21 protein-coding genes and 2 pseudogenes are annotated in these 23,144 nt (G+C 43.2%); 7 read left to right on the top strand and 16 right to left on the bottom strand.

Going from position 1 to position 23,144, the window contains the following annotated elements:
- Positions 1 to 278: 278 nt before the first annotated feature.
- The 8 genes from PXH59_RS17600 to PXH59_RS17565 are packed head-to-tail and all read right to left on the bottom strand — an operon-like array spanning position 279 to position 8,410.
- A complete protein-coding gene (locus tag PXH59_RS17600; RefSeq protein ID WP_434223327.1) occupies positions 279 to 521 on the bottom strand; it encodes a hypothetical protein in 243 nt (80 codons plus the stop codon).
- Complete coding sequence (gene cas6e, locus PXH59_RS17595; RefSeq protein WP_285809400.1) at positions 521 to 1,195, bottom strand: type I-E CRISPR-associated protein Cas6/Cse3/CasE; 675 nt, start codon at positions 1,193 to 1,195, stop codon at positions 521 to 523. The genes PXH59_RS17600 and cas6e overlap by 1 nt, the downstream gene beginning before the upstream one ends.
- Complete coding sequence (gene cas5e / locus PXH59_RS17590; protein WP_047768832.1) at positions 1,182 to 1,955, bottom strand: type I-E CRISPR-associated protein Cas5/CasD; 774 nt, start codon at positions 1,953 to 1,955, stop codon at positions 1,182 to 1,184. Before cas5e ends, cas6e begins: the two co-directional genes overlap by 14 nt.
- 11 nt (positions 1,956 to 1,966) lie before the next feature.
- Positions 1,967 to 3,004: a type I-E CRISPR-associated protein Cas7/Cse4/CasC gene (gene cas7e / locus PXH59_RS17585; protein ID WP_285809399.1), complete on the bottom strand. Its 1,038-nt coding sequence runs from the start codon at positions 3,002 to 3,004 to the stop codon at positions 1,967 to 1,969.
- 41 nt (positions 3,005 to 3,045) lie between these two features.
- On the bottom strand, positions 3,046 to 3,597 hold the full coding sequence (casB, locus tag PXH59_RS17580; RefSeq protein ID WP_285809398.1) for a type I-E CRISPR-associated protein Cse2/CasB: 552 nt from the start codon (positions 3,595 to 3,597) through the stop codon (positions 3,046 to 3,048).
- Positions 3,590 to 5,209 (bottom strand): type I-E CRISPR-associated protein Cse1/CasA, encoded by a 1,620-nt coding sequence (gene casA / locus PXH59_RS17575; RefSeq protein WP_285809397.1) that lies wholly within the window; start codon positions 5,207 to 5,209, stop codon positions 3,590 to 3,592. The genes casB and casA overlap by 8 nt, the downstream gene beginning before the upstream one ends.
- Complete coding sequence (gene cas3, locus PXH59_RS17570) at positions 5,209 to 7,959, bottom strand: CRISPR-associated helicase Cas3' (protein WP_285809396.1); 2,751 nt, start codon at positions 7,957 to 7,959, stop codon at positions 5,209 to 5,211. The genes casA and cas3 overlap by 1 nt, the downstream gene beginning before the upstream one ends.
- 52 nt (positions 7,960 to 8,011) lie before the next feature.
- Positions 8,012 to 8,410 carry a bleomycin resistance protein gene (locus tag PXH59_RS17565; RefSeq protein WP_285811815.1) on the bottom strand — a complete coding sequence of 133 codons (399 nt, stop codon included), beginning with the start codon at positions 8,408 to 8,410 and terminating at the stop codon, positions 8,012 to 8,014.
- Between the two features lie 1,171 nt (positions 8,411 to 9,581).
- On the opposite strand from PXH59_RS17565, the gene PXH59_RS17560 reads away from it, so the two are divergent.
- The 4 genes from PXH59_RS17560 to gntU all read left to right on the top strand — a co-directional run bounded on the left by PXH59_RS17560 (position 9,582) and on the right by gntU (position 13,294).
- On the top strand, positions 9,582 to 9,773 hold the full coding sequence (locus PXH59_RS17560; protein WP_285811814.1) for a hypothetical protein: 192 nt from the start codon (positions 9,582 to 9,584) through the stop codon (positions 9,771 to 9,773).
- 413 nt (positions 9,774 to 10,186) lie between these two features.
- Positions 10,187 to 11,182: a gluconate operon transcriptional repressor GntR gene (gene gntR, locus PXH59_RS17555; RefSeq protein ID WP_285811813.1), complete on the top strand. Its 996-nt coding sequence runs from the start codon at positions 10,187 to 10,189 to the stop codon at positions 11,180 to 11,182.
- A 220-nt stretch (positions 11,183 to 11,402) separates the two neighbouring features.
- On the top strand, positions 11,403 to 11,960 hold the full coding sequence (gntK, locus tag PXH59_RS17550) for a gluconokinase (RefSeq protein WP_047768847.1): 558 nt from the start codon (positions 11,403 to 11,405) through the stop codon (positions 11,958 to 11,960).
- Entirely contained in the window at positions 11,957 to 13,294 is a 1,338-nt protein-coding gene (gntU, locus tag PXH59_RS17545; protein WP_285809395.1) for a gluconate transporter, read from the top strand. Before gntK ends, gntU begins: the two co-directional genes overlap by 4 nt.
- A gap of 136 nt (positions 13,295 to 13,430) precedes the next feature.
- On the opposite strand, the gene PXH59_RS17540 is transcribed toward gntU, so the two are convergent.
- From PXH59_RS17540 to PXH59_RS17510, 7 genes and pseudogenes are all read right to left on the bottom strand, one after another.
- The gene (locus tag PXH59_RS17540; protein WP_285809394.1) at positions 13,431 to 14,639 is read right to left on the bottom strand and encodes an SGNH/GDSL hydrolase family protein; all 1,209 of its coding nucleotides are present in this window, start codon (positions 14,637 to 14,639) and stop codon (positions 13,431 to 13,433) included.
- Positions 14,626 to 15,762, bottom strand: coding sequence for an SGNH/GDSL hydrolase family protein (locus PXH59_RS17535; RefSeq protein ID WP_285809393.1), 1,137 nt, complete (start codon positions 15,760 to 15,762; stop codon positions 14,626 to 14,628). The genes PXH59_RS17540 and PXH59_RS17535 overlap by 14 nt, the downstream gene beginning before the upstream one ends.
- Positions 15,749 to 16,084 carry an MBOAT family O-acyltransferase gene (locus tag PXH59_RS17530; protein ID WP_285809392.1) on the bottom strand — a complete coding sequence of 112 codons (336 nt, stop codon included), beginning with the start codon at positions 16,082 to 16,084 and terminating at the stop codon, positions 15,749 to 15,751. The genes PXH59_RS17535 and PXH59_RS17530 overlap by 14 nt, the downstream gene beginning before the upstream one ends.
- A 109-nt stretch (positions 16,085 to 16,193) precedes the next feature.
- Positions 16,194 to 17,171 (bottom strand): MBOAT family O-acyltransferase, encoded by a 978-nt coding sequence (locus PXH59_RS17525; RefSeq protein ID WP_285809391.1) that lies wholly within the window; start codon positions 17,169 to 17,171, stop codon positions 16,194 to 16,196.
- Between the two features lie 263 nt (positions 17,172 to 17,434).
- Positions 17,435 to 18,208, bottom strand: coding sequence for a protein bax (locus PXH59_RS17520; protein WP_285809388.1), 774 nt, complete (start codon positions 18,206 to 18,208; stop codon positions 17,435 to 17,437).
- A 738-nt stretch (positions 18,209 to 18,946) separates the two neighbouring features.
- A pseudogene (locus PXH59_RS17515) lies at positions 18,947 to 18,997 on the bottom strand (DUF3761 domain-containing protein); the annotation flags it as partial.
- A 67-nt stretch (positions 18,998 to 19,064) separates the two neighbouring features.
- A complete protein-coding gene (locus PXH59_RS17510; protein ID WP_285809387.1) occupies positions 19,065 to 19,283 on the bottom strand; it encodes a hypothetical protein in 219 nt (72 codons plus the stop codon).
- 131 nt (positions 19,284 to 19,414) lie between these two features.
- Between PXH59_RS17510 and PXH59_RS17505 the strand changes: the two genes are divergently transcribed.
- On the top strand, positions 19,415 to 20,161 hold the full coding sequence (locus PXH59_RS17505; protein ID WP_285809386.1) for an SDR family oxidoreductase: 747 nt from the start codon (positions 19,415 to 19,417) through the stop codon (positions 20,159 to 20,161).
- A 128-nt stretch (positions 20,162 to 20,289) separates the two neighbouring features.
- Here the strand turns inward: PXH59_RS17505 and PXH59_RS17500 are convergent, their stop codons facing one another.
- Entirely contained in the window at positions 20,290 to 20,640 is a 351-nt protein-coding gene (locus PXH59_RS17500; protein WP_047768868.1) for a SymE family type I addiction module toxin, read from the bottom strand.
- A gap of 673 nt (positions 20,641 to 21,313) precedes the next feature.
- Between PXH59_RS17500 and PXH59_RS17495 the strand changes: the two are divergent.
- Positions 21,314 to 21,929, top strand: a pseudogene (locus PXH59_RS17495) (winged helix-turn-helix domain-containing protein); the annotation flags it as partial.
- 88 nt (positions 21,930 to 22,017) lie between these two features.
- Positions 22,018 to 23,127 carry an ISAs1 family transposase gene (locus tag PXH59_RS17490; protein WP_285809385.1) on the top strand — a complete coding sequence of 370 codons (1,110 nt, stop codon included), beginning with the start codon at positions 22,018 to 22,020 and terminating at the stop codon, positions 23,125 to 23,127.
- Positions 23,128 to 23,144: the final 17 nt, after the last annotated feature.

Genomic DNA, 23,144 nt, shown 5'->3' with positions numbered 1-23,144 from the left:
TTAATTTATATTGAAATTATTTCCTGCGTTGATTTTTATTTCGGTTACCTAAAATAAGAGGATAGTTTATAAAGGTTTTAATTTTATTGATTATTTATATGACTTATTACAATAAGTCATTGTTAAAAGACAATTGATAATTTTATCTTTGGTTTGCTATTACCTTATTTAATTAATAGTTATACCAATCCAACTTCAAGATGCGTGTTATATTTCCCCGCTACGCGGGGAAATTTCGCCCACTGCAAGGACTTCTTCAATTAAGGGAATAAGGCGTTTCAAAATTTTGTCTGTCCTGAATTTTTCACGGCAAGCAATTCTGACTTGCCTGTCAGGAGCAATGCTATTGGTGGCAGCAACTTTAAACGCGCAAGGGAGCCGACGGGAATATGCATACGTTCACCGTTGACTTCATCAATCACAACAAACGCATTATCTTTGACATCAATACGTCCCATGCCAATAAAGATCATTGAATTCCTGTCCTTGATGGGAATGGGTTTTAATGGAATAAATGCCATTACAGTGCCCTTATCAGCATTAACCCACAACCAAAGGATTTTGCCCTGCCAAATCCTTTCTGGTATTGCTCAAGGAAAAGTTCGCTATCTGACAACGTGAGCACACCCTGAAAATCGACACTGGAAAATACCACTTTCTGGCCAGAGGCTTTAAAGCTGCGATGTTGGGTATAGCGTTCAATATCCGGGGGAAAATCAAAGCGAATACCCCAATTAGCCAGCCGTCTTTCATCTTGTATCCAGGTTTGGGCGGCTTGCATCATTACTGATTCAATGTCTCCTGAGCAACCAGAATGTCTTGCCTGACGCTTGGCATGCATCAATACATCATGGCGAAGTTGTTTGCCTGAATTTTTATCAGTGAGGCAGACAGTGGGGTTCGTGCGGAGTTTGAACGCCAGTTTTTGTCCATTATGTAATTGAGGGGCAAAAGATCTGGTCTGAATCTGGAACCGCGGGGAATTGGCTATCGGTGTGGTCGTGGACAACACAAGAAATTCAGGTTTGCCACTTAAGCTCATCTCTTGCCTGAAAAGGAAATTGCGCGCTTCCTGCCCCGTAAACAATTGCCACAAGAGTTGGTGGGAAGCATAGACATCATTTTTCGTCTGTTTTCGTGATGGTGCTTGTATAGGGTAAGCAAAAGGGTGCAAGGTGACTTTAGACAGATACATGTGTTCCCTCCACGCCGGATAACTGGAACGATAATTGGTGCATCGTGCGTTGTGTAAACTGCCAGCGGCTGCGTGATACTGGCTCATCCCAAAGTTGATGAGTCAGTATTGTCGTATCAGGGATCGTGATCTCGTCTTTATTTCCTTCCCAGAAATAACTCACGACATCATGATTACGCTGCCAATAATAGTGATTGGCCTTTTCTGATTGATAAGGCAAGAGAGGAAAAGGCGTATCAAGGGCTGCTTTTAATGACGGATATTCTGTCAGTTGCGGCATCATCGGCAGTGCAAGAGGGCAGGATTTTCGCCCAAGACTCAGCGTAAAAACGGGTTTTAGCAGCGCATCACGCAGGGCAGAAAGGGGGAAACTGGCCTGTTCGGTCAATGAAATTGCGATAACCCACACGCCATCAGCAAGGTAATCGCGTGAAGACAGTACGGTGTTTAATTTAGATTTATCACGTAACTCACTTTTACGGGTTGGGTGAGACTGTTTTTTCTCTTGCGAAGGAACCTGGGAAGTATGGTAATCCCGCATCAATAAACCGGAAACGATCTGCTTGATGGCGATTTTGACACTCTGCTGCAATGCCATGAGTTGTGTTTCATCATCGCGCCGGATGCCCAGTGCTGCACCTAATAATCCCAGAATAGCCGAACGGGTTGGGTAAGTGCTGGTTGGCCGGTTTTCACCAACCGCCTCCACCCCCCAACTGGCTAGTGCTCCATATAAACGAAAGACCAAGTAAGTCTTCATATTGGCCTCTTTTATTCAGTAACGAATTGAAGTAGATCAGCAAAACAACCGTTACCCGTGACGGCGTTGATGCTATAGCGCGTTTCAGCACAAGCGCCATAAACGTTATCGAAGTTTTCTCTCTGATCTTCTAACGCTTTGATGGCATCAGTTGCCTGATCTTCGCTATCAATGGGTTTTAAGAACGCAACAGACAGGGAGCGAGGCTGATATTCTCCCTTTTCCGCCAACACATAGCTGGCATAGGCGCGGGAGCCGAAACTGTTTTGTTTGCCGGACGGGGCGATTTTAATCGCGGCTTCTGTCAGGGCGGCGATGGCTTGGTTCGCCAATGCTTCATTGCCGGACAGATTTTCGATTAACAAAGATTTATTAATGCAGATATAGCTGTAGAACAGCGCGGCGGCAAAGCCGGTTTCGCCAATATGAGCCGAACCGGAATCACTTTTGCCCGCATTGAGATCGTCTACAGCGGTAAAATAGTCATCTTCTACGGTAACACGGTGAACGCTGATCGCATGGGCAACCTGACAGGCGGCTTCCACATTATAGGCAGGGCTGGATGCCAGCATACGGCCAAACAGGGCAATATCTACGGCTGTTTTTTCTCTGCTCAGCAGATTCAGCTCTTCTTTGGTTGGTGCGCGATTTTCGTCGATAAGTTTATCGGCCAAAGCAAAGGTAGCCTCTTTTTCTGCCGGGCTGATATGTGCCAGTTGTTCAATTTCCAGGGGTTCATCTTTTTTCTTTTTGCCAAAAACTTCCGCAATGGCAGAAGCCCATTCAGTAGCGTGTTTCTCTTTGACTCCCCCATTAAGCAAGCGTTGATAAACCTGAAATCCAAAGCGCTTGGTACGAAAACCAAGGTGCTCTGCGAGGGTATCCTGAAACAGATCAGAGATGCGCCAGTGGCGTTTCAAACTTTGAGAACTCATTCTTAATCTCTCTGCTCCGCCCATTCTGGCGGTTTTAGGGCGTCCGAGATCGTCGCGGTTCAGGTTGGCTGGAGGGTAGGAAGTTAACAGATGTAGCTGAATAAATTGGCTCATTTAAAATTCCTTATTAGATTAAAAGTGGTTAATTATTGGCGTTATTTAGCGGCCTTGTAGTAATCCATCGCCCATTGCACACAGAGGCGTTTATTGGCTCGATAGGCTCTTGGCTGGTGGTACTCTCTCAACCATTGTTCAATATCTTTGGCGAGAGATAACACGGAAACCTGGCCTTTCAGTTGTTGCAGGATGCGCCGCAAACGCATAATAAATTCATCAGGTGTTTTGGCCGCCTGCAATTGGGCAAAGCGATGTGTACTGACAATCGGCTTGTCATTTTCGGTTTTGGTGCCAGCGGCAGTTGCCAGATTAGTGGTGGTGTTGGTTTTGACATACACCAGCGTGACGGCAATCATCGCCCATCGCATAACAGTCTGTTGCTGAGCTTCTTTGATGATATCTTCAGGCAAACTGAACCATAATGCGCGAAAACCTTCGGTGAAAGTTACTGCCTCAATATCCTGGCAACGCTTTAATTCAGCTTTAAAGAGCGTGGGTGCAGGGGGGATATCTTTTTTCTTCAATTCTTCGGAGGATAAAAACATGCTTTCCCACCAGCGCAGTAAACGACCTTCACTTAGGTTATTCATTGATAACCTCCTCCTTCTTTTTGTTCTTGGATGATTGGGTTTCTATATTGTGCTCTGTCATAAATGACTTGATATCTTTAGAACCCATTAACCACTTGGTAAGAATTTGTCGTGCCTCGATTTTTTCGATGAGTTTTTGGGGATCGGTATCTTCTGACAGCACGAACTCATCAAAGAGATCAAAGCAGGTATTTCTGAGTTGGTAGAGCCAGGTTTTAGCGTCTTCGGTGGATAGGGAAGAAGCTTTATGCTGGCTGCTGACAATCTGTCGTACAGCCTTAAAAAAGGCGGCCTGGGTGCGTTGATAGAAAGTCGCATCAATAAATGACATATCGCCTTTTATCTCATTCGGGCGACGGAACCACGCGCTTTTGATCTGGGTACGACACTGAGTTAATGCATTGGCAGAGAGGTTTTGTAGTGTTTTGACGCGCCGGAAAACAGCATCTTTCTTTTCAATCGGCATGGAAAACAGAGGCAGGGTGGTGGAGTACCAACCGCGGGCTTTCATGTTGTCCATATCATAGCCAAAAACCCATAACCGTGGCGTGGAACTCTGTTCATCGGCAAAATAATCATTGATCTGGTGAAAATGGTCGACAACCTGGGCTGCCTGTTGACCCTGTTTATCATCGGAAAAAGTCAGGCTATCCCAGATCTTGTAGGTAACACCACCAGGTTGCCCTTTGATAGAAAGGTGCTCTTCATCCGGTTTTTTCGGATTCCATCGATAGGGGGTTAGAGGATGTTGCCATGTGCCAGAATAATTGTTGCCATAGTTTTGGCTACGATAACTGGCAACGGATAGGTGAGTTGCTTGCCCCGTTAATTGGCAGATGGCGGGTTTATCCTCTATCTCCAGCCGGATTCGCCGTGGCATGGCCCAGTACATATGCAGTTCATGGACATTATGTGCGTAAATTTCTGTCCCTGCGTTTTGGCTGATATGCGTTTTATCCAACCAGGGAAAAACGTCTGAGCTATTGAGATCAGGATCTGGATAAGGCCAACGTTCCCGATTAATGACATTAAGCCAAAGTTTTTGCCATAGCGAAGCATCCAGTTCTTGTGGCTGAATCAAGGTCGTTAGTGGACCCCCTCCCCGTAACCCGACGCGATGTCCAACACCGCCGGCAGGAGCATTAATCTGTAATGTGAATAGCGCAATGGCGGCCATTTCAGGGGAGATCACGTCACATTGGTTGCGTTTAATAAAGTGATCAGTATTATCCTTCAATGTTTTTTCACCGGGTGATTCAATCAATAATCCTGAAATGTTGGAGGGTTTTCTTTCCGCTAACGAATCAAAATCCTGCATAAACAGAGGGCCATTCCCCGTCAGATTAAAAGCATGTTCTGCGCGATGAAATGCAGTCTGTAAGTCAGCTTGGGTAGGGGCTTGTTGATAAAATTCATACCATTCGTCTTCATCTTCAGGAGCAAAAACCGTTTGCAGCAAACCAATGGCTAACTGGTAAGCGGCGCCCTGAAAATCAGCCCGTGGCAGGGAAAAATCGACAACGGCAGGATCGCCGATTGCCGTCAGCGGTAACTTTTTCTCACTACCATTTCTCATTCTAAAAGTCAGCCATGCGTCTTTGACGAGGTTCATTACGCCTCCTGCTTAGGATAAAAACCGATGTTGGGATCATAAGTAAACTGGGGGTCACTCTCTGGCAGCCAGATTTGCAGGTATTTGACGGACTTGAATTTATCCTGTAGCCGCGCCACGGCTTGAGAAAGGGACTCTGGTACGGGTTGCAGCTTATCGGCAAATTTGTTTTTTGAAATTTTGACAATACTTAATTGGACAGGGAATTTTTCATCCTCTACCCACGGTATTAATTCCCCGCTTTCGGTCAGTTTGACGAGCAGCACACTCACCGTTTCGATATCGCTAAATCGGGTACTGATATTGCAGTCATCGTCATACCAGCCGTGGGCACTGCGTTTGCTATATTCATAGCGTTGCCATTGCAGGGCTTGTGAGCGTGCTGCGGCGTCTTTGCTCCGCCCTTCTCCTATCTCATCATTATCCTTGTGTTTGAGTGCTTCAGGGATGTGTTCATCGGCGTCTTCACCATAAACAGCTTCGATTAAGGTTCGCGCCTCAGCAGGCATACGAATGGCACCTAAGCGCAGTAATTCGCGTAAGCCAAGCCATAAACGCCCGGCTGAACGATAAACATATTGGGTATTGCGAAAATCTTTGCTTAACCAATCAGTTTTGGGTTGATCATCCCATTCTGGTGCGTGGAGATATAATTCAGGTGCAGATCGGCTATCGGTAATGCCTTGCTTGTATTCGCCATTTGCATTGCGAGTATGGCGGTGCAAACGACCAACCCGTTGAATCAAGTCATCGATCGGGCAGATATCGGAGATCATGACATCCGTATCTGCATCAAGGCTTTCCTGAAAGACTTGCGTTGTAATCAGGATCTTTCCTTGCCGATCCTTCTGCTTGCTTTCTTTTCCAAATATTGCCAGCACACGATTTTCGATCGCTTTTCGGTCATGCAAAATAAAACGGCTGTGGAATAACAGGCAATTTTCCGGTTGCGCCATTTGCGATTGAATAAGCCGGAAAGCCTGGAGTGCATCATCCACTGAGTTGCGAACCCAAACCACGCATTGCCCATTCTGAGCGGCGTTGAGGGCAATTTGTACGCCGCCATCCAGATGATTCACGGTTTTTACCGTGACGGTACGGCTGACGTCTGGGCGACTGTGCAGGGGCGTTTCAATCAGTGGAGTTTCTGGGTTTAACGTGACATGGGTTGCCAGTGGAAAGGCCGTTTTTTGCAATTTCTGCGGTGGTATGCCGCTGGCAGATAACCAGATATCCACCAGCCGTTGCCGCTGTTTCAAGGAGAGTGTGGCAGTCAGTAATATCACGGAACCACCCTGGTGCAAGTGCAGACTTAATACGCTTTCCAGCAATGCAAACATGTATTCATCGGCGGCGTGTACCTCGTCAAAGATCAATACCTTGCGATTTAACCCAATCAATCGAAGTGACTGGTATTTTCTCGGTAAAACGGCAAGTAATGCCTGATCGATAGTGCCTACGCCCACCGAGGCCAATAGAGCTTTTTTATTAGAATCAGCCAACCATCGGTGGCACTGTGCTGTCGCGGTGCTATCGTCTCTGGTGTAATCACTGTCGTTATGTTCAGACGTCAGGATGATGTCACGGAAATTATCATTCATTTCACGTGCACCGTGCGCGAGAACGATACTGGGCAGTTTGCCGTTTTTGGTATCGAACATATGATGATAATGCTTAGCGATTCGGCCAAACATGGCGTTGGAAGTCGCCATTGTTGGCAGGCCAAAATAGAAACCGTCCGCAGCCCCTGTTTGCATTAAGCGGTGAGTCAGGGCAAGGGCGGCTTCTGTTTTGCCTGCGCCCGTAACATCTTCCAGAATAAAAAGCTGTGGGGAGTCATCAATCGAGACTTCTTCCGCCCATTTTTGTAATGGAGTTGGTGAAAATTGGTAGTACTCCTGAATAGAAGTATAAGGAGATATCACGGGGGTGTTATGGATATCAATACCATCTAAGGCGATTTGGGCTTGTTTTTGGGTAATCAGCCAATATTCTGCCAGCGAAAGGGCTTTGGTTTGATAATGAAAATGGTAACAGTCAGAGCCTATCCAGTCTGCCAGCACGACAATACCGGCAAGTTGCCAACTCACTTGTTGTAGTTTGCGCCGCCACTCTTTTGAAAGTAGCTTTGCCAGTGGCAGATGAGGTTGAAAAAGCGCCAGAAGATCATGGGTAAATGCTGTGGCATCGATAACATTTTGGGGCTCGGTAAAATCGGTAATTGCGCTCCAATTATCATCATCAATGGGTTTACCATGATGACCAAGTATACACTGCATCAAAACCATTAACGTTTTCAGGGCTTGTTTCTTTTGTTTATCTTCACCGAATTGAAGGCCATCATCTCCTGCTAAAGCAATCAGTACATCGTCCTGAATTTTTTTCCAGAAAAATAGCCCTAACCGATCATGCCTGAAAAATTTGGAATCATAGGGGGAGTATTGCTCCGGTTTAATTAGATCAGTATTTTCCTGGGAATATAATTGCTGAAATGCAGAAGCAAATTTGCCGATATCATGCAGTACCAGAAAAAATGAAAACAGGTTTTGTAATGATTCTGATGATAATCCCAAAAAATTTGCGAGATCTTGCGTTAATTTCTTATGTGGCGCCAATAATAATTGGCCTACTGCGGCGACATCTAAGCAGTGATAAGCCAGGAGATGATAATTTTCGTTAGAATAGGGATTCTTTTTAGCTTTTCCCCAATATCGTGTGAGGTAATTAAAGTTATTTATTAAGTTAGTCATATGCTCTCATGAGTAAATAAAATTATAACCTGCCTATATTAATGGTTTGTCATTAATCTTCTGTGTTTTCTATATATTGACTAAATCGAAGTAAATAACCATCTGGATCTTGAACGAGAAATTCCCTCTGACAGATTGAGGTATCACCTATGCAGTAATCATTATCTTCCAGTGGTCGATAAAGTTCGATTTCGTTAATTTTCAGATTTTCCAGGATTGGCATAATATCATCGACTTCAATTTGAAAATTAATACCGCGCCCTAATGGATTATTGAGTTCTCCGGTATTCCAACCATTGTCATGAAATACTTCCAGCATTAATTGTGCTTCACCTAATCCTAAATAAACAAAATCGGGATTTTCTCGACGAATTAATATTTCGAAACCCAATATTTTTTGATAGAAATCAAGTGAAGCCGCAAAATTGGTCACAGTAAGTTCTGGCACCATACGATTCCAGTAAGTTATTTCCGTTACATTGTTAGCAATCAAAGTGTTTTCCTGGGTGATTATATTATTTTAAAATAGCGAATTGCTTAAAAAATTAGCTAAATCAACTCTGTTAACAACGGATTTGGAGAATTTACCCTATTTTATATTATGTTATCACTAACATTCTATCTTATATGGAATATTGATCACATTTAAAATCACATGAGAAGGTAATGGTGAAAATTTCATCTCATCTCGCTATGAATTAGATTTTTATGATAGTTTTCATAGTAAATTGTAATACTTAGTGAATATTTTTTTCTGATAGTGTTTTATCTCTATATATCAGTGTTTGTTCATTTTGTAGGTGCTGCATTTTTATTTGTGTCAGCGCTTCTTTGCGCCATCTAATCAGGGTGCTTTTAGAGATTCCCTCTGATTTGGCCAGAGAGGAAATACTGATGTTGTAGGGCGGTAGCATTTTTTTTTGCATGGCTCGTTTTTTTTTCAGGTGAATATCGTTTCAAATTTTGTCTCCTATGAGAATTTTTATGTGGAATATTTTAAAAGTGTAGAGTGAGTTTGTGGAAAGGCAAATTTTTTTTTCAATTTCAAATAAAAGGAAATAAGAAAAACTTCTAAAAATTAGGCTGCTTGGGTTATCATTTATTCACACCTGTTAGTGTGTAGATTAGATATCCAGATAGATATTTATCCCCGTATCTACGGGGAACATAAGTTGTGATCAAATAAAAGTAAAAATAAAAACGGTTTATCCCCGTATTCACGGGGAAAAGTATTCATATCACTAAACTGTGGACATTTCTATTTTTCATCTTTTCTTAAGACAAATACATTCCTGATTGTTATCTTCACTATGCTTGCCGGAAGCAGTGATTTGAAGTGTAGCAAATCACCATCATTACGTCTCTATTGTGTTTATGATGATGGGCATGACTGCTGTTGTTATTCGCCAATCTGGTGGAGATAATATTGTTAGCATACCGAAAGCCATTGTGAAAAACCTTCAATCTGCATACGGGTTCAAAGCTTGATTTGTCCATTCAAGATAACAAAATTGTGCTTACACCAATCGAAGAAGAGTTAACGTTGGAATCACTGTTAGCCGGAAGTCCTAAAGAATATTTTACGGTAGAAACGCCGCCCTGCGTTTGTGATCTCTCGAAAGATGTTTAACGAGCATACCGGATTTGCTGTTGTGGTTCCCACTACCAGTACCGTGAGGGGAATGATGCTAGAAGTTGTCTTACCCGAAGAATTATCGACCCAGGGGCAATTCTTATCCATCAAGTTCCGGTTTATCCCCGTACTCACGGGGAACACTCTAATTTTATCCATATGTTTTATAACATTTTTTTAGGGCGGAAAAATTCTACCATTTTTTTAGTCTATAAAGTCAGTCAAATTTTCGCTTTCATTCTGCTGTTTTACTATCTGTAATTCAGATCACATTTCATCCATATTTTTAATTCTTACTTACCAATTTATAAGATTTCCATCACAGAAATCGCAAAATAACCTGTTGGCCTTAATGCAACAACAAAAAGAGTAAGGGTGTGAAAACTATTGTGTTATGCGGTGGGGATGTTACCAGCATGTTGGAAGATTTATTCAAGCGCGTGTAATCCATCACAATTTCAGCAATTACTGATAAATAAGATGCGAGTAGATTGGCATTTTTCACTAGAAAGCGTGTTGTGATGCTGTATAAATATGTTAAAACCGCGAGTTATTCCTCTGTACCTATCAATAACTGATTGCATTACATTGAAAATGAAGAAAAAACGACCAGCTTTACAAGATGTTGCCGACCTCGTTGGCGTCACAAAAATGACGGTCAGCCGTTTTTTACGTAATCCCGATCAGGTTTCTGACGCGTTGGGAAAACGAATCGCGGAAGCTGTGGAGCAACTAGGTTATATCCCTAACCGTGTACCCGATATTCTTTCCAATTCGACCAGTCGTGCAATAGGTGTTTTGCTTCCTTCATTGACCAATCAGGTCTTCGCCGAAGTCATTCGCGGTATTGAGCATGTGACTGATCGCAACGGATATCAGACTATGCTTGCCCACTATGGTTATTCTGCCCAGAAAGAAGAAGAACGTTTACTCTCCCTGCTTGCCTATAATATTGATGGCCTGATTCTGGCGGAACGCACACATACCCCCAAAACGTTAAAGGTGTTGCAAACAGTAGGCATACCCGTAGTTGAATTGATGGACAGTGTATCGCCTTGCCTTGATATTGCAGTAGGGATCGATAATTTAGCAGCGGCTCGTCAGATGACGATGGCGATGATTGAACGCGGCTGCAAAAACATTATTTATCTCGGTGCCCGGCAGGATGAACGAACGCTGATCCGTTTGCAAGGGTTTGAAATGGCGATGTTCAGCGCCGGGCTTCAACCAAGAAAAATGATGACACCCGTCAGCTCTTCCTATTCATTAGGCGCACAGCTTTTGCAAGAATCCTGCCAGAAATATCCCGAAATTGATGGCCTGTTTTGTACGAATGATGATATCGCTATCGGGGCGATTTTTGAGTGCCAGCGACAGGGGATCAAAATACCGGAAGAAATTGCGATAGCGGGCTTTCATGGTCATGATGTCGGCCAAGTAATGACACCCAGGCTTGCCAGCGTGCTGACTCCTCGTAACTTAATGGGACGCAAGGCAGCAGAATCCTTGCTTGCTCGTCTGAGTGGGGAAACGCTGGAACAAACTCTGATCGATGTTGGGTTTACCCTTTCACTGGGGGAAAGTGTTTAATTTTTGTAGCTCAAAATGATGCTTTCCCATTTTCAATTGCGATAAGCCTCACATTTTCCTTTTTTGATGGTTCTGATTGATTGCCTATCATCCAGCTCCACTGCTAATGTTACCGGCAATTAGTTACCGGTAACATTTGATGGTTACTATTCCACTGCTAATTTTTTATTATAAATCAAATGGATATCTGATCGGTAAGATCTGTGTAAAGGAGTTTGATATGAGTGATACCCAACAGCCAAACCACGTTTTTGTATTGATGGGGGTATCCGGCAGCGGTAAATCTGCGGTTGCCAGTGGTGTTGCCCGTGAACTAGGGGCTGCGTTTCTGGATGGGGACTTTCTTCATCCCCGAGCCAATATTACAAAAATGGCACAGGGTCATGCCTTGAATGATGATGATCGTCGGCCGTGGTTGATGGCACTCAATGATGCCATTTTTGCCATGCAGCGCACCAACCCTATCTCCCTGCTCGTGTGTTCTGCCTTGAAAAAAAACTATCGGGATATGTTACGTGATGGCAACAAAAACCTGTCATTTCTTTATATGAAAGGGGATCTTGGCTTAATCGAAAGCCGCCTGAAAGCCCGCAAGGGGCATTTCTTCAAACCGCAAATGCTCATCTCGCAATTTGAGACACTGGAAGAGCCGACCAGTGATGAAAAGGATGTCCATCACATTGATATCAAACCTGATCTTGATGAAGTCATCAAAAATGTGATTAAAGCCATTGACCATATCCACGCCATTAACCGTATTAGTGAGGGATGTTCATGAGTACTGTAACTCTGGTTCTGACAGCCGTCGGCTCTGTTCTCCTATTATTGTTTTTGGTGATGAAAGCCAGGTTACATGCTTTTATTGCCTTGATGCTGGTTTCCGTAGGGGCAGGGATTTTTTCTGGTATGCCACTGGAGAAAATCACTCAGACAATGCAAGACGGTATGGCAGGCACTTTGGGCTTTCTTGCCGTTGTTGTCGCTCTTGGCGCAATGTTTGGCAAGATCCTGCATGAAACGGGTGCCCTTGACCAGATTGCCGTGAAATTGCTGGGGAGTTTTGGTGAAAAGCGGGCTAACTATGCATTGGGTGTGGCCGGGCTTGTCTGTGCGTTGCCACTGTTTTTCGATGTGGCGGTTGTGTTGTTGATTGGTGTGGCATTCGCCGTTGCGCGTCGCACCAATGGCAATGTTGTGAAACTGGCGCTGCCATTGTTTGCAGGTGTTGCGGCGGCGGCGGCGTTTTTGGTCCCGGGACCAACGCCGATGATGCTGGCTTCCCAGATGGGCGCCGATTTTGGTTGGATGATCCTGATTGGCCTGAGCGCCGCCGTTCCGGGCATGTTATTGGCTGGCCCGATATACGGTAACTTTATCAGTAAATATGTGACACTGGATTTACCCAAAGATCTGGGCACACCAAGCATTGGCAAAAGCCAGATGCCTTCCTTTGCTTTCAGCCTGGCATTGGTTTTGTTCCCCTTAATATTGGTGGGCTTGAAAACCATTGGTGCACGTTTTGTTGATCAGCAATCAGCGCTATATCATTGGCTGGAATTTCTTGGCCATCCTTTCACTGCAATTTTGCTTGCTTGTCTGGTGGCGATTTACGGGTTGGCGATCCGTCGTGGTATGAGTAATGAGAAAGTCATGGAGGTCTGCTCTGCGGCGATCCAACCTGCGGGAATTATTTTGCTGGTGACAGGTGCAGGGGGGGTATTCAAACAAGTGCTGGTGGACTCCGGTGTTGGGCCTGCATTGGGCGATGCGTTGGTCGGTGCTGGCCTGCCAATCGCGCTGGCGTGTTTTATTTTGTCAGGTGCGGTGCGTGTGATTCAGGGTTCGGCAACGGTCGCGTGTTTGACCACGGTAGGGCTGGTTCTGCCCGTGATTGGCGAACTGGGTTATTCCGGTGCGCAAATGGCGGCGTTGTCAGTATGTATCGCCGGTGGCTCTTTGGTACTTAGCCATGTGAACGATTCTGGTTTCTGGTTGTTTGGAAAGTTTACTGGTGCGACAGAAGCGCAAACCCTAAAAACCTGGACGATAATGGAAACGATTCTCGGCACAACCGGCGCGATGGTTGGCATGATCTATTTCGCTATGTTGTGATGAAGCCTTTTTAAGCGATTTTTAATGGCACCTTATCCATCATAAGGTGCTGTTATCCACGGTTGTTATTTATTCATTTTGGCACTTTTAAAAGCGTTATTTAAAGACTTTTACGACTTGCATATAGGAACTTTTATTATTCAACCAACCCCATAAACTGCTTATAAAGCGCTTCGGCACTGCGTTCATAACCGGTTGCGGAGAGGTGAATGTAATCAGGACGAGCGAGGTTTTGCTGTTCCCATCCTCTGATAGAACATGACCCACCCATATATTCCCGCCAATCCCAAAACAGGGTGCGCTGTTGTCTGGCAACGGTTTGTTGAATCTGAATCACATGATCAAGTAAGGCAGGTTGCTGTTTTTCACAGCTTGCTGCGGTTTTGTTTTTCAGCGAATCATTCGGCCCAATCAGCAGGATAACGGTTTGCGGCATGGTTTTGCGGATTTCTTGGATTTTAGCGGTCAAATCTTGCTGATAAGCCACCAAATCCAGTGAATCATTAAAGGCTTCATTGGTGCCATAGGCGAGAATAACCATATCCGGGTTTATCTGCGCCAACGTATCAATCCATTGCGGTTGCCATTTATCCAGTATATTAATGGTAGCGCCGTTAATCCCCAATGCAGATAATATAACGCCGGGATTTTGACGTTTTATCAGCCAACCGCCAATTTTCAATTGTGTATCCTGTGGATAGAGATTGATGGGGAAGCTCATGCTCTGTCCTGGCGAGAAATGCCATTCACTTTGTGTTGCGGGTAACTTTATGGTGGTAAATGGCGTTCTGATTTGAGTCGCTGTATGGGATTGATAGAGTGCACTCAGCCAGTATTTGCCACGAGCAGAGGAAGATTTGAGTTGTATCGTACTACTGGTACTTTCGGGAATAGCGATAAATCCCCCCAGTGGATAATCCGCCCGATTTTCCCTGCGGCTGCTTGAAAGCCACCAACCGGTTTTATCCTCAGAAAATTGTATTAAGGCGTTACGCTGGCCGGGAATGCTCATTGGGGGGATAAAACCCGGCCCTGCGTCGCCGTAATGATTCTGTAATAAACTGCGCAACTTACCGGTAAAGAAATCGGCAGCCGTGTGTGAATCACCTAATTGTACAAAATGGAGTTGGCGGGTATCGCTGTGACGTAATTTATCTGTTAATAGCGCGAAATTGGGATCATCAAAATTCGTCAATTGTTGTTGACGGTGTATGTGTGTTGTCTGGCGTTCCGATGCCGGCTGAGATTTTTCCCCCTTGCACGATAATAGGCTGATTGAGAGCGCGATAGCCAGCACTGTGCCTACTATCCGATAACATCCACGGAACATGTTAAATGGTTGCATTTTCTTTAACTGGCTCCTGAATAAATGTGATCAATGAAAATAGATAATCCGCAATGGTTTGTTGCCCTTTCAAACTGAAATGAATACCGTCTCCGCTGCGGAGTTTGATGGTGCTGCTGCCATCGCCAATATAATCTGAATAATTATCTGACTGATATTTGAACATGTCATTAACCGCAACATAGATCTCGCCCTTTTTTTCTACCTCAGTCTGATACAATTTATTGAGGTAAGACATACCGCTGGAAAGTTTTTTCTGGCGCATATTCGGTGGCCCAACCCAAATAACATTAGCTTGATGTTGGCGCACGTCATTTAAGATAGTTTCAATTCGTTGGCGATAAAGGTCTTCCCAGTTTTCACTGGCGAATTTCAAATAAGGCCCTCCGTGTCCTGAGGGCATATTCCACGGATCATTTGGGCCTAAAAATATCACGACCAACTTAATATCAGGGTGGGTTCTCAACGCATCGCTAATCGTTTTTGGCCAATCAAAGAAACCGGGATAAGACAACCCTGTACTTTGTTTACTTAAGTTAATGCTGGAAATGCCATATTGCTGAAACAACCGACGTTTTAAATGTGGGGCGACGCCCTGCATCATTGAATCACCGGCAAATAACACCTTATCTTTTATGCCCAGATTAACATGGGTTTTCTGGGCAATTTCAATAACCGGATTTTCTACTGAACTCTTTGGCGGTAAAGAAGACTGAACGAGTTTAATATTTTTGTTCAGTAGCTCAGGAAAGGTGAAAGAGAGATTTTCGATAGGATACACGTAACCTCCCAGAAAGCGCAAGCCAACCTGAAAATCAGGGGGAAATACGGTCTGCCTGTTATCAATATTCATGGCTGATGACGGGTTATCCTGATGTTTTCCCTGCGCATATGCCATAAAAGTTTTACTGGCAGCAATGGCTCCTTGCTGCACATTATTCCCCAAATCCCACCACGGTTCCCCTTTGAGAGATGTCCAGGGACTATTATGGTGATATTTCTGTTGCCAGAAATTATCTAATGAACCTTGATTGAGCCAAATTAACATTAAGCTGGTCAATACCACGGTACAAATTGCTTGTCCGACTTTTTTCAGATTAGATGTAAATTCAGAAGTTAGCATAGATAAATCCCGGCATTCCTGAAGGTGACAAAATAAAGACTAAAGTAAGGATCAAGGCTAAGGGAATTGGGTAATAAACCCAGGAAATCAAGCCATGATTTTTTTCAATTTTGTTTCTGAAATTTACCAGCCAAGGATAGATAATAAAGAATCCCCAGAAAACCATTAATAGAGAACTGCTGGATAACAGGGATGTAAATGTTTCGCCGGCGAACAGTTGATTTAATACCGCCAGTGCATCATTAAATGTCGGGCTACGGAAAAAGATCCAGGCCAAGCAGACAAAATGGAATGTCACCACACGGGATAAAAATAATGTCATTGGGTTTCTGGCTTGTGGTTCCCTCTGTTTCCTGGAAACAGGGAACAGGGCATTTTTAATATTTTGCAGAATTAATCCTAATCCATGAATAGCCCCCCAGATAATAAAACTAAGACCAGCCCCGTGCCATAGGCCAGAAATCACCATAGCGGTGAATATATTCAGGTTCTTGCGGAATACGCCTTTTTTTGTTACCACCTAATGGAATGTAGACATAATCACGGATGAATGTTGACAGGCTGATATGCCAGCGTCGCCAAAATACCTGTAAGTTTTCAGCCAGATAAGGGGCATCAAAATTGCGTGGTACTTTGTAGCCTAATAGCAGGGCGATACCTGTGACAAGGTCGGTATAGCCGGAAAAGTTAAAGTAGATATTCCAGGCATAAGCATAAATTGCCACGAGGACTTGCCCGGCATGATGACTAATCGGGTCTTCAAAAACGGGATTCACCAGATACTCAGAGAGCGTAGAACTGAGCAAAAAGAGTTTTACGATAGCGAGAGCAATCAATAATAGCGCCTTTAAGGGTTCCAGAATCATTCTGGATGCGACCTGAATCTGTGGCAAAAAATCTTTGGCTCGGTTAATCGGTCCGGCGACAATGCTGGGAAAAAAGCAAAGATACAAAATGACATCCGGCAATGGCGCGGCAGGCAGCTCTTTCTTGCATACCGATACAACATAGCTGACCGAATGGAACGCATAAAATGACAAACCTAACGGTATCAGCCATTCAAGGACAGGGAGTTCCACGTTGATCCCGACATTAGCCAATGTTTGTTGAATCGACTCTTGAAAGAAAGAGTAATATTTGAAAACAGTGAAACAGCTGAGAAGCCCGAATGTCAGTAGTGTAAATATGGCCTTATTGGATAAATAACGACTAAGAATATTCGCCAAAAAGTAAATAAACAGGGTATAGGCGAATAAAATGTAGGCGAACCTGGCAGCAAAAGAGAATACAAATAAATAACTCGCTAAAATTAACACGCCATTCTGTAGCCTGGGCGCTTTTTGTAAAAGCCAATAGACAACCAGCAGAATAACAAACGATCCAAGGAACTCAAAAGAGAAGAAATTCATATTAGGCTCTGGTTAACCATTTATCATTGGGAGAAAGAATGTAATTCTGAAATGCATTATATACCAATCCAACTTCAAGAAGCGTGTTATATTTCCCCGTGCAGCGGGGAAATATAAGGCTTCGTGTCGTCTTGCGGATCGCAACTTGACGTTTATCGAGTATAGTATGGAACTTGTCGATGTTTACAGTAGATAATACAGCGACAGATTATAAAAAAAGAATCCACTTTGTCATTAATACAATGTGGATTGTTGGAAGAGTGTTATTGGATGGGCAATTCTTGCGCTTGTGAAATCAGTTCCTTGTTGCCATTAAATATGCGATGTAAATAGCGATTATAGTCAGATCCCAGTTCAGAATAACCCTTGAGATTATCAATCAGCTTACTGATATTCAGCGGCTCCTGTGTTGTTCTCTGCTTTGCACGTGAAGAGCGCAGTGACTCATAAGCACGATGCGTATTCAGGTTTTTCATATAGGCAACGACGGATGCATTGATAGTAGGGTAAACTGAATAACCTTTGACTTTTCCTTTCGTTTTGCTGCAAGAGCTGCAACGCATTCCAAACAGATTATTATTTTTTTTGGCAAGTTCTGACGTTCCCCAACCCGATTCAGCCGCTGCTTGAGTGGCAACAAAATGGGTGGGAATAATATCAACCCGACTTAATAACTTATTCCAATTAAGCTGTTTTGGCGAATTACAGGTCATTTTGTAATCCATGCAAATCTTTTTCAATCGGTGACTATCCTGTACAGACCAATGATGATTCTTTTGGTGTGACAGGAGCCATTTGCGGTCTTGCATAATCTTTTGATTATGTTGATCAATTACAGGGACAATAATATTTAAAAACGCTTTCTTCCGAGGTGTACCTGAAGGGTATTGTCGCAAATCAGGCAAACTTACCAGCATGCTATTGTGAGAATACTCTTGCACTTTTGAGGTACTGGTCGAGGCATGGCTCAGACCGGTAAAGATTAATGAGATAAAGAAAGCGAAGACCGCACTTGTCCTCATCATTAGAGAGGGCATTGCTTCTCCTCTTTTTATTACTCTGGATAAAAATTAGACGAATATTAGCAGAGCAAACAATATATGGCTACTGATATTCGTCATTCATAAGTTTCGTTTCTGTAACGAATATTAGCACCCTACTGACAAATATCTATATTTTTTACTTTGTATAGTAAATTAATGTAATAAATAGTATGGTTTTATCTGGTGAACAAGGTTACCGATGTTATATTTTATCATGCTATATTGCCCGTTTATGTAACTTGATTTAATGCATTATCTTTATTTAATGCTATGTTATTAATTAAATATTTCTAATTTTCATTTAACTCTCGTTGGGGGTGAGTTTTTGCTTTATTGTGGCTACTGTAAATTATTTTATTGTTTATGTTTTATTATCTGTTTTTCTGGCTTATTTTAAGTTTTTTATCTGAATTTCAGTATGATAAGTTAAATTTAATAAAATATATACTCGATAAACTGAAAGTTGCAATCCGCAAGACGACGCAAGGCCTTATATGTCCCCGCTGCGCGAGGAAATATAACACGCATCTTGACGTTGGATTGGTATAAAAGGCAATATTTTTTTGCTGAAGAAAATATGATCATTAATATCACAATGGTGAAATTATTTCCGATTGGGGAATAAATTTTTTTATTCACCGTACGACAATTGAATAATTTAATGAAAAAGATTAACAAAGAATTAGGGAGCTGAAGCTCCCTAATTGTGCATGATGAAAAATCAACGAAACTTTACAGCCATTTAGCAATACCACCGTGGCGAGAGCAGGCTCCTTTACGGGATTTACTCTTGCTATAGCTACCATCTTTACAACGAGCCGTATTAGCGCCTTTTTTGACTGAGCTATTTCTATTTTTCTTCTTTGCTACTTTTTGGCTTTTTACTTTTTTGGTAACTTTTTTTCTCTAATGAATGAGCTTTGTTTTTTGCTGATTTAACATTTTGTTCTACTGCCGTTGCTGTTTTTGAGGCGGCTTCGGCGGAGGTTGATACTGCTGGCGCTGCAAGTGTTGCACTTGAAAACAACACCAGTAATGCTGCAACTGATAACTTCAAGCTTTTCATCATATAGTTCCTCTGATTAGAGTACTGAAACTCGAAATCTACTCTTGCAGTCTGGAGTATAGTTTTGAATGTTATGATTGCAAATTTAACATAGAGAGTAAAAAAATAACGCAAATCAAGTATGGGGTGGCATTATGAAAGAAGTAACGATCATTACTGGTGGTTCCCGTGGTATCGGTAAGGCCACGGCGATTTGTTTGGCAAAACAAGGGCACCATATCTGTATTGGCTATCGTAACCGTGAAGATAGCGCTTATGAAGTGGTGGATATGATCCGTGCCCTTGGGCAGTCAGCAATTGCGGTTCAGGTGGATATTGCGGATGAAAAGCAAGTGATAGCATTGTTCCAGAAGGCGGAAAAAGAGTTGGGGTATATTTCTGGGTTAGTGAACAATGCCGGGATCTTAAAACCTCAAGCTACCATTGAACAGTTGACGGCAGAGCGGTTAAATGAAATTTTTGCCACTAATATTACTGGCGCCTTTCTCTGTGCACGTGAAGCGGTTAAGAGAATGGCTTTGCGTCACGGTGGGCAAGGTGGCGTCATCGTCAATGTTTCATCCGCTGCCGCTCGACTGGGTTCTCCCCATGAATACGTTGATTATGCGGCATCGAAAGGGGCTATTGATACGCTGACAATTGGGTTGGCACAAGAGGTGGCTGCACAGGGGATCAGGGTAAATGCTGTTCGCCCTGGATTCATTTATACCGAAATGCATGCCGATGGTGGAGAGCCTGGACGAGTTGAAAGAATCAAAGATTCCTTGCCTATGAAACGGGGAGGACAGCCGGAAGAAGTTGCTCAGGCCATTGCATGGCTGCTATCTGATGAATCGTCGTATGTTACAGGCAATTTCATTGACTTGGCTGGTGGTAAATAGCCCATAGAGTGCGAAATACCGTTTAAATAAGGCGGTATTTAATATCAGATAATATAAAAGCCGGAATTCTGCTTAATATTTCTTTCCGGCTAATCAATGGGAAACTATTTTTGTAGTGACCCTTGATTTTAAGCCAATATTTCCATCAATTTAGGTTTTAGAATAATTTTGTCAGGCTGTATTTCAATGTTAATAGGTTGTTCTACTAAATTGCTGATCGTTAGCCAGTCTCCGGCAATATAAAGTTCACCATTTTCACGAATATTGTCGATTCCTTGGTATGGGTTATTTTCCATTTCGTTGATTAAACAGGCTAAATCTGCGTTAGGATCAATAAGAGAAATAATAACGCCATTGGAAAACTGTGAGATATGAAATAATTCATTTGCGGTAAATCCAGCATCGCTGAGTGCACTGCCGTTCAGTATTAATTCTGGGGTATCAATGTCAGAATAGCGAAATGAAACATGAAGGTTCATTTGTACGCTCCTTGTGTTATGGATATACGGCGATACTCTATCAGCACTTTGCCCGCACTGCACCGCGAATTCATACGTGTTTTTCATCTAAATAGTATTCATTGTTAATGATCGATATCTACCCTAGCGGTTAGTTGGCTAATATGCCATCGGGAATGTTGCTCTTTGCGAAGCAACTCGCAAAAAATGACTGGATATTTATCCATTTTGAAATGCATCTTTGAAGTGAGAACAAAAAATAACTCTGTAAATAATTATATGGTTTTCTGTGTTATCAAAGGGGTGAATAAAAGGATCTTAGTCTGTGGTTTCTTTGACAGGTTATATTTTTTATCCTGTACCTATTATAAATATTGACATTATATACCAATCCAACTTCAAGATGCGTGTTATATTTCCCTGCGCAGGGAAATATAAGGACTCGCGTCGTCTTGCGGATTGCAACTTGCAGTTTATCGAGTATATGTCGTGAAAATGCTAAAGAGTTTTAAACAGGAATATTAAAATGAAACGTATTCCAACCTCTTTCCGCATTAAAATGGCAGAAATATCCGTATGATCACCTCAGATTTCCAGTGATCAATTTCAGGCTTAGGTTCAGGCTAATGAATTATATACCCCTCGTAATTGAAGATGCTTGATTTTTCATTCTTATCAGATCATGATCGTGACCATGAAAATTCATCTGACAGCAGATCAAAAGAAAGCCCTCGAATTGATGCATGATACTACTCGCGATGGACGAGTACGTGACCGCATCAAGGCTGTGCTTTTGGCATCAGAGGGTGGACTACCCAGATGATTGCTCAGGCCCTGCGTATCCATGAAAGCACCGTGAACCACCATCTGAAGGAGTACTTCTCTCAGGAAAAACTCGCCCCTGAAAATGGCGGCTCTGAAAGCCGTTTATCTGCTGAACGCACCGTTGAACTGATTGATTATCTGACCGCAAATTTGATGCACACCACCGCACAAATCGTGGCTTATGTCTGGGATCAATGGCAGGTGGCTTTCACTGTCGCAGGTATGACGAAATGGCTTCACCGTCAGGGAAGAAGCCAATGGGAGTTCCGCATAAATTTGATGCCGATAAACAGCAACAGTTTATTGGGGCCTACAACGCGCTGAAAGAAGCTTGTGGCCAAAATGAGCCTATTTTGTTTATTGATGCCGTGCATCCTACCCAGTCTACAAAATTAAGTTACGGCTGGATGAAGAAAGGAAGGAAGGAAGGAAGGAAGGAAGGAAGGAAGCACGTCAAAGTCGTTGAAACCACCGGCAGTCGTACACCAGGGCTTGGGCATACTTTTAACGCCTATTGAATGAACAGTAATTACGTGATCTAATTATTCTTATTTCTTCTTTGAATGCTCGCCCATGAATCCGAACCAGACCCTGATTGAATATTTAACCGTTGTGAAAGAAACCCGTTCTGATATCAATCGTCAATACGAGCTGGTTGATGTCATTTTTCTTGTCATCAGTGCCATTCTGGCCGGCGCCGAAGGCTGGCAAGATATTGAAACTTATGGTCGTGCTAAAATTAAATGGCTGAGAAAATATCGTTCTTTTCTCAGTGGAATACCCCGTCGACACACGATGGCCAGGATAGTGCGCGCTATTGAGCTCGATTCCCTGCTGGACGCTTTACTCAACTGGATCAACGAGCAACGTGAACAGGGAGGAAAACCGGTCATTGCCTTTGATGGAAAAGTTCTGCGACACGCCTACCGTAATGAAAGGAAAAATGCCGTTCAGCTGGTCACGGCGTATGATACGGAGCGGGGGTTAGTTCTGAGCCAGAAAGCGACCGCTACGAAAAACGGTGAAATCAGTATCGTACGGCAGATGCTAGAGCTTCTTGACCTGAAAGGCAGCATAGTCACGCTAGATGCCTTGCATTGTCAGCGCCAAACACTGGAGAAAATCAGTGAAAAAAAAGCCCATGTTGTTGTTCAGGTGAAGAAAAATCAGCCCCATCTGTGGGAAGCCGTCCAATCTCAATTTCAGGCGGTGTTTGATGCGGGTAAAGAGAAAATTATCACGGAAGTTAAACAAGAAGCCCATGGCCGACGTGAAGAGCGCTATGTGTTTCAGTTAAAGGCAAAATTCGAGCCAGAACTGGCCGACAAGTGGCCAACGATCCGCAGTGTGATTGCGGTTGAACGTCACCGGACACAAAACGGCAAAGGAACGGTGGAGACTTCTTATTACGTGAGTTCTCTTTCACCCAAGCATAAGTTATTGGGGCACTATATTCGTCAACATTGGCGAATTGAGAATGGTCAGCCCTATATCCTTGATGTAGTTTTTAAAGAAGATGATTCAAGAATTGTTCTGGATGGTGCGGTTGAGAATCTGGCATTATTTCGGCGAATTGTGTTGAATCTGGTCAAACAATGCGATTGTGGGGCATCCAGCCAAAGGAACAAACTTAAAAAAGCGGGTTGGTGTGATGATTATAGGGCTAGAGTTTTCTTTGGTTGAATATTCATCAAAGCATG

It is taken from the genome of Xenorhabdus bakwenae, assembly GCF_030272115.1.
Taxonomy (GTDB): Bacteria; Pseudomonadota; Gammaproteobacteria; order Enterobacterales; family Enterobacteriaceae; genus Xenorhabdus; species Xenorhabdus bakwenae.
Note: the sequence above shows the minus strand (reverse complement) of the source record. Positions and strands in the feature narration are given on the sequence as shown.

What these genes read in the sequence shown, in the direction of transcription:
- PXH59_RS17600 (WP_434223327.1), bottom strand. Translation starts at nt 521, where the DNA reads ATGGCATTTATTCCATTAAAACCCATTCCCATCAAGGACAGGAATTCA.
- cas6e (WP_285809400.1), bottom strand. Translation starts at nt 1,195, where the DNA reads ATGTATCTGTCTAAAGTCACCTTGCACCCTTTTGCTTACCCTATACAA.
- cas5e (WP_047768832.1), bottom strand. Translation starts at nt 1,955, where the DNA reads ATGAAGACTTACTTGGTCTTTCGTTTATATGGAGCACTAGCCAGTTGG.
- cas7e (WP_285809399.1), bottom strand. Translation starts at nt 3,004, where the DNA reads ATGAGCCAATTTATTCAGCTACATCTGTTAACTTCCTACCCTCCAGCC.
- casB (WP_285809398.1), bottom strand. Translation starts at nt 3,597, where the DNA reads ATGAATAACCTAAGTGAAGGTCGTTTACTGCGCTGGTGGGAAAGCATG.
- casA (WP_285809397.1), bottom strand. Translation starts at nt 5,209, where the DNA reads ATGAACCTCGTCAAAGACGCATGGCTGACTTTTAGAATGAGAAATGGT.
- cas3 (WP_285809396.1), bottom strand. Translation starts at nt 7,959, where the DNA reads ATGACTAACTTAATAAATAACTTTAATTACCTCACACGATATTGGGGA.
- PXH59_RS17565 (WP_285811815.1), bottom strand. Translation starts at nt 8,410, where the DNA reads ATGGTGCCAGAACTTACTGTGACCAATTTTGCGGCTTCACTTGATTTC.
- PXH59_RS17560 (WP_285811814.1), top strand. Translation starts at nt 9,582, where the DNA reads ATGTTTAACGAGCATACCGGATTTGCTGTTGTGGTTCCCACTACCAGT.
- gntR (WP_285811813.1), top strand. Translation starts at nt 10,187, where the DNA reads ATGAAGAAAAAACGACCAGCTTTACAAGATGTTGCCGACCTCGTTGGC.
- gntK (WP_047768847.1), top strand. Translation starts at nt 11,403, where the DNA reads ATGAGTGATACCCAACAGCCAAACCACGTTTTTGTATTGATGGGGGTA.
- gntU (WP_285809395.1), top strand. Translation starts at nt 11,957, where the DNA reads ATGAGTACTGTAACTCTGGTTCTGACAGCCGTCGGCTCTGTTCTCCTA.
- PXH59_RS17540 (WP_285809394.1), bottom strand. Translation starts at nt 14,639, where the DNA reads ATGCAACCATTTAACATGTTCCGTGGATGTTATCGGATAGTAGGCACA.
- PXH59_RS17535 (WP_285809393.1), bottom strand. Translation starts at nt 15,762, where the DNA reads ATGCTAACTTCTGAATTTACATCTAATCTGAAAAAAGTCGGACAAGCA.
- PXH59_RS17530 (WP_285809392.1), bottom strand. Translation starts at nt 16,084, where the DNA reads ATGACATTATTTTTATCCCGTGTGGTGACATTCCATTTTGTCTGCTTG.
- PXH59_RS17525 (WP_285809391.1), bottom strand. Translation starts at nt 17,171, where the DNA reads ATGAATTTCTTCTCTTTTGAGTTCCTTGGATCGTTTGTTATTCTGCTG.
- PXH59_RS17520 (WP_285809388.1), bottom strand. Translation starts at nt 18,208, where the DNA reads ATGCCCTCTCTAATGATGAGGACAAGTGCGGTCTTCGCTTTCTTTATC.
- PXH59_RS17510 (WP_285809387.1), bottom strand. Translation starts at nt 19,283, where the DNA reads ATGATGAAAAGCTTGAAGTTATCAGTTGCAGCATTACTGGTGTTGTTT.
- PXH59_RS17505 (WP_285809386.1), top strand. Translation starts at nt 19,415, where the DNA reads ATGAAAGAAGTAACGATCATTACTGGTGGTTCCCGTGGTATCGGTAAG.
- PXH59_RS17500 (WP_047768868.1), bottom strand. Translation starts at nt 20,640, where the DNA reads ATGAACCTTCATGTTTCATTTCGCTATTCTGACATTGATACCCCAGAA.
- PXH59_RS17490 (WP_285809385.1), top strand. Translation starts at nt 22,018, where the DNA reads ATGAATCCGAACCAGACCCTGATTGAATATTTAACCGTTGTGAAAGAA.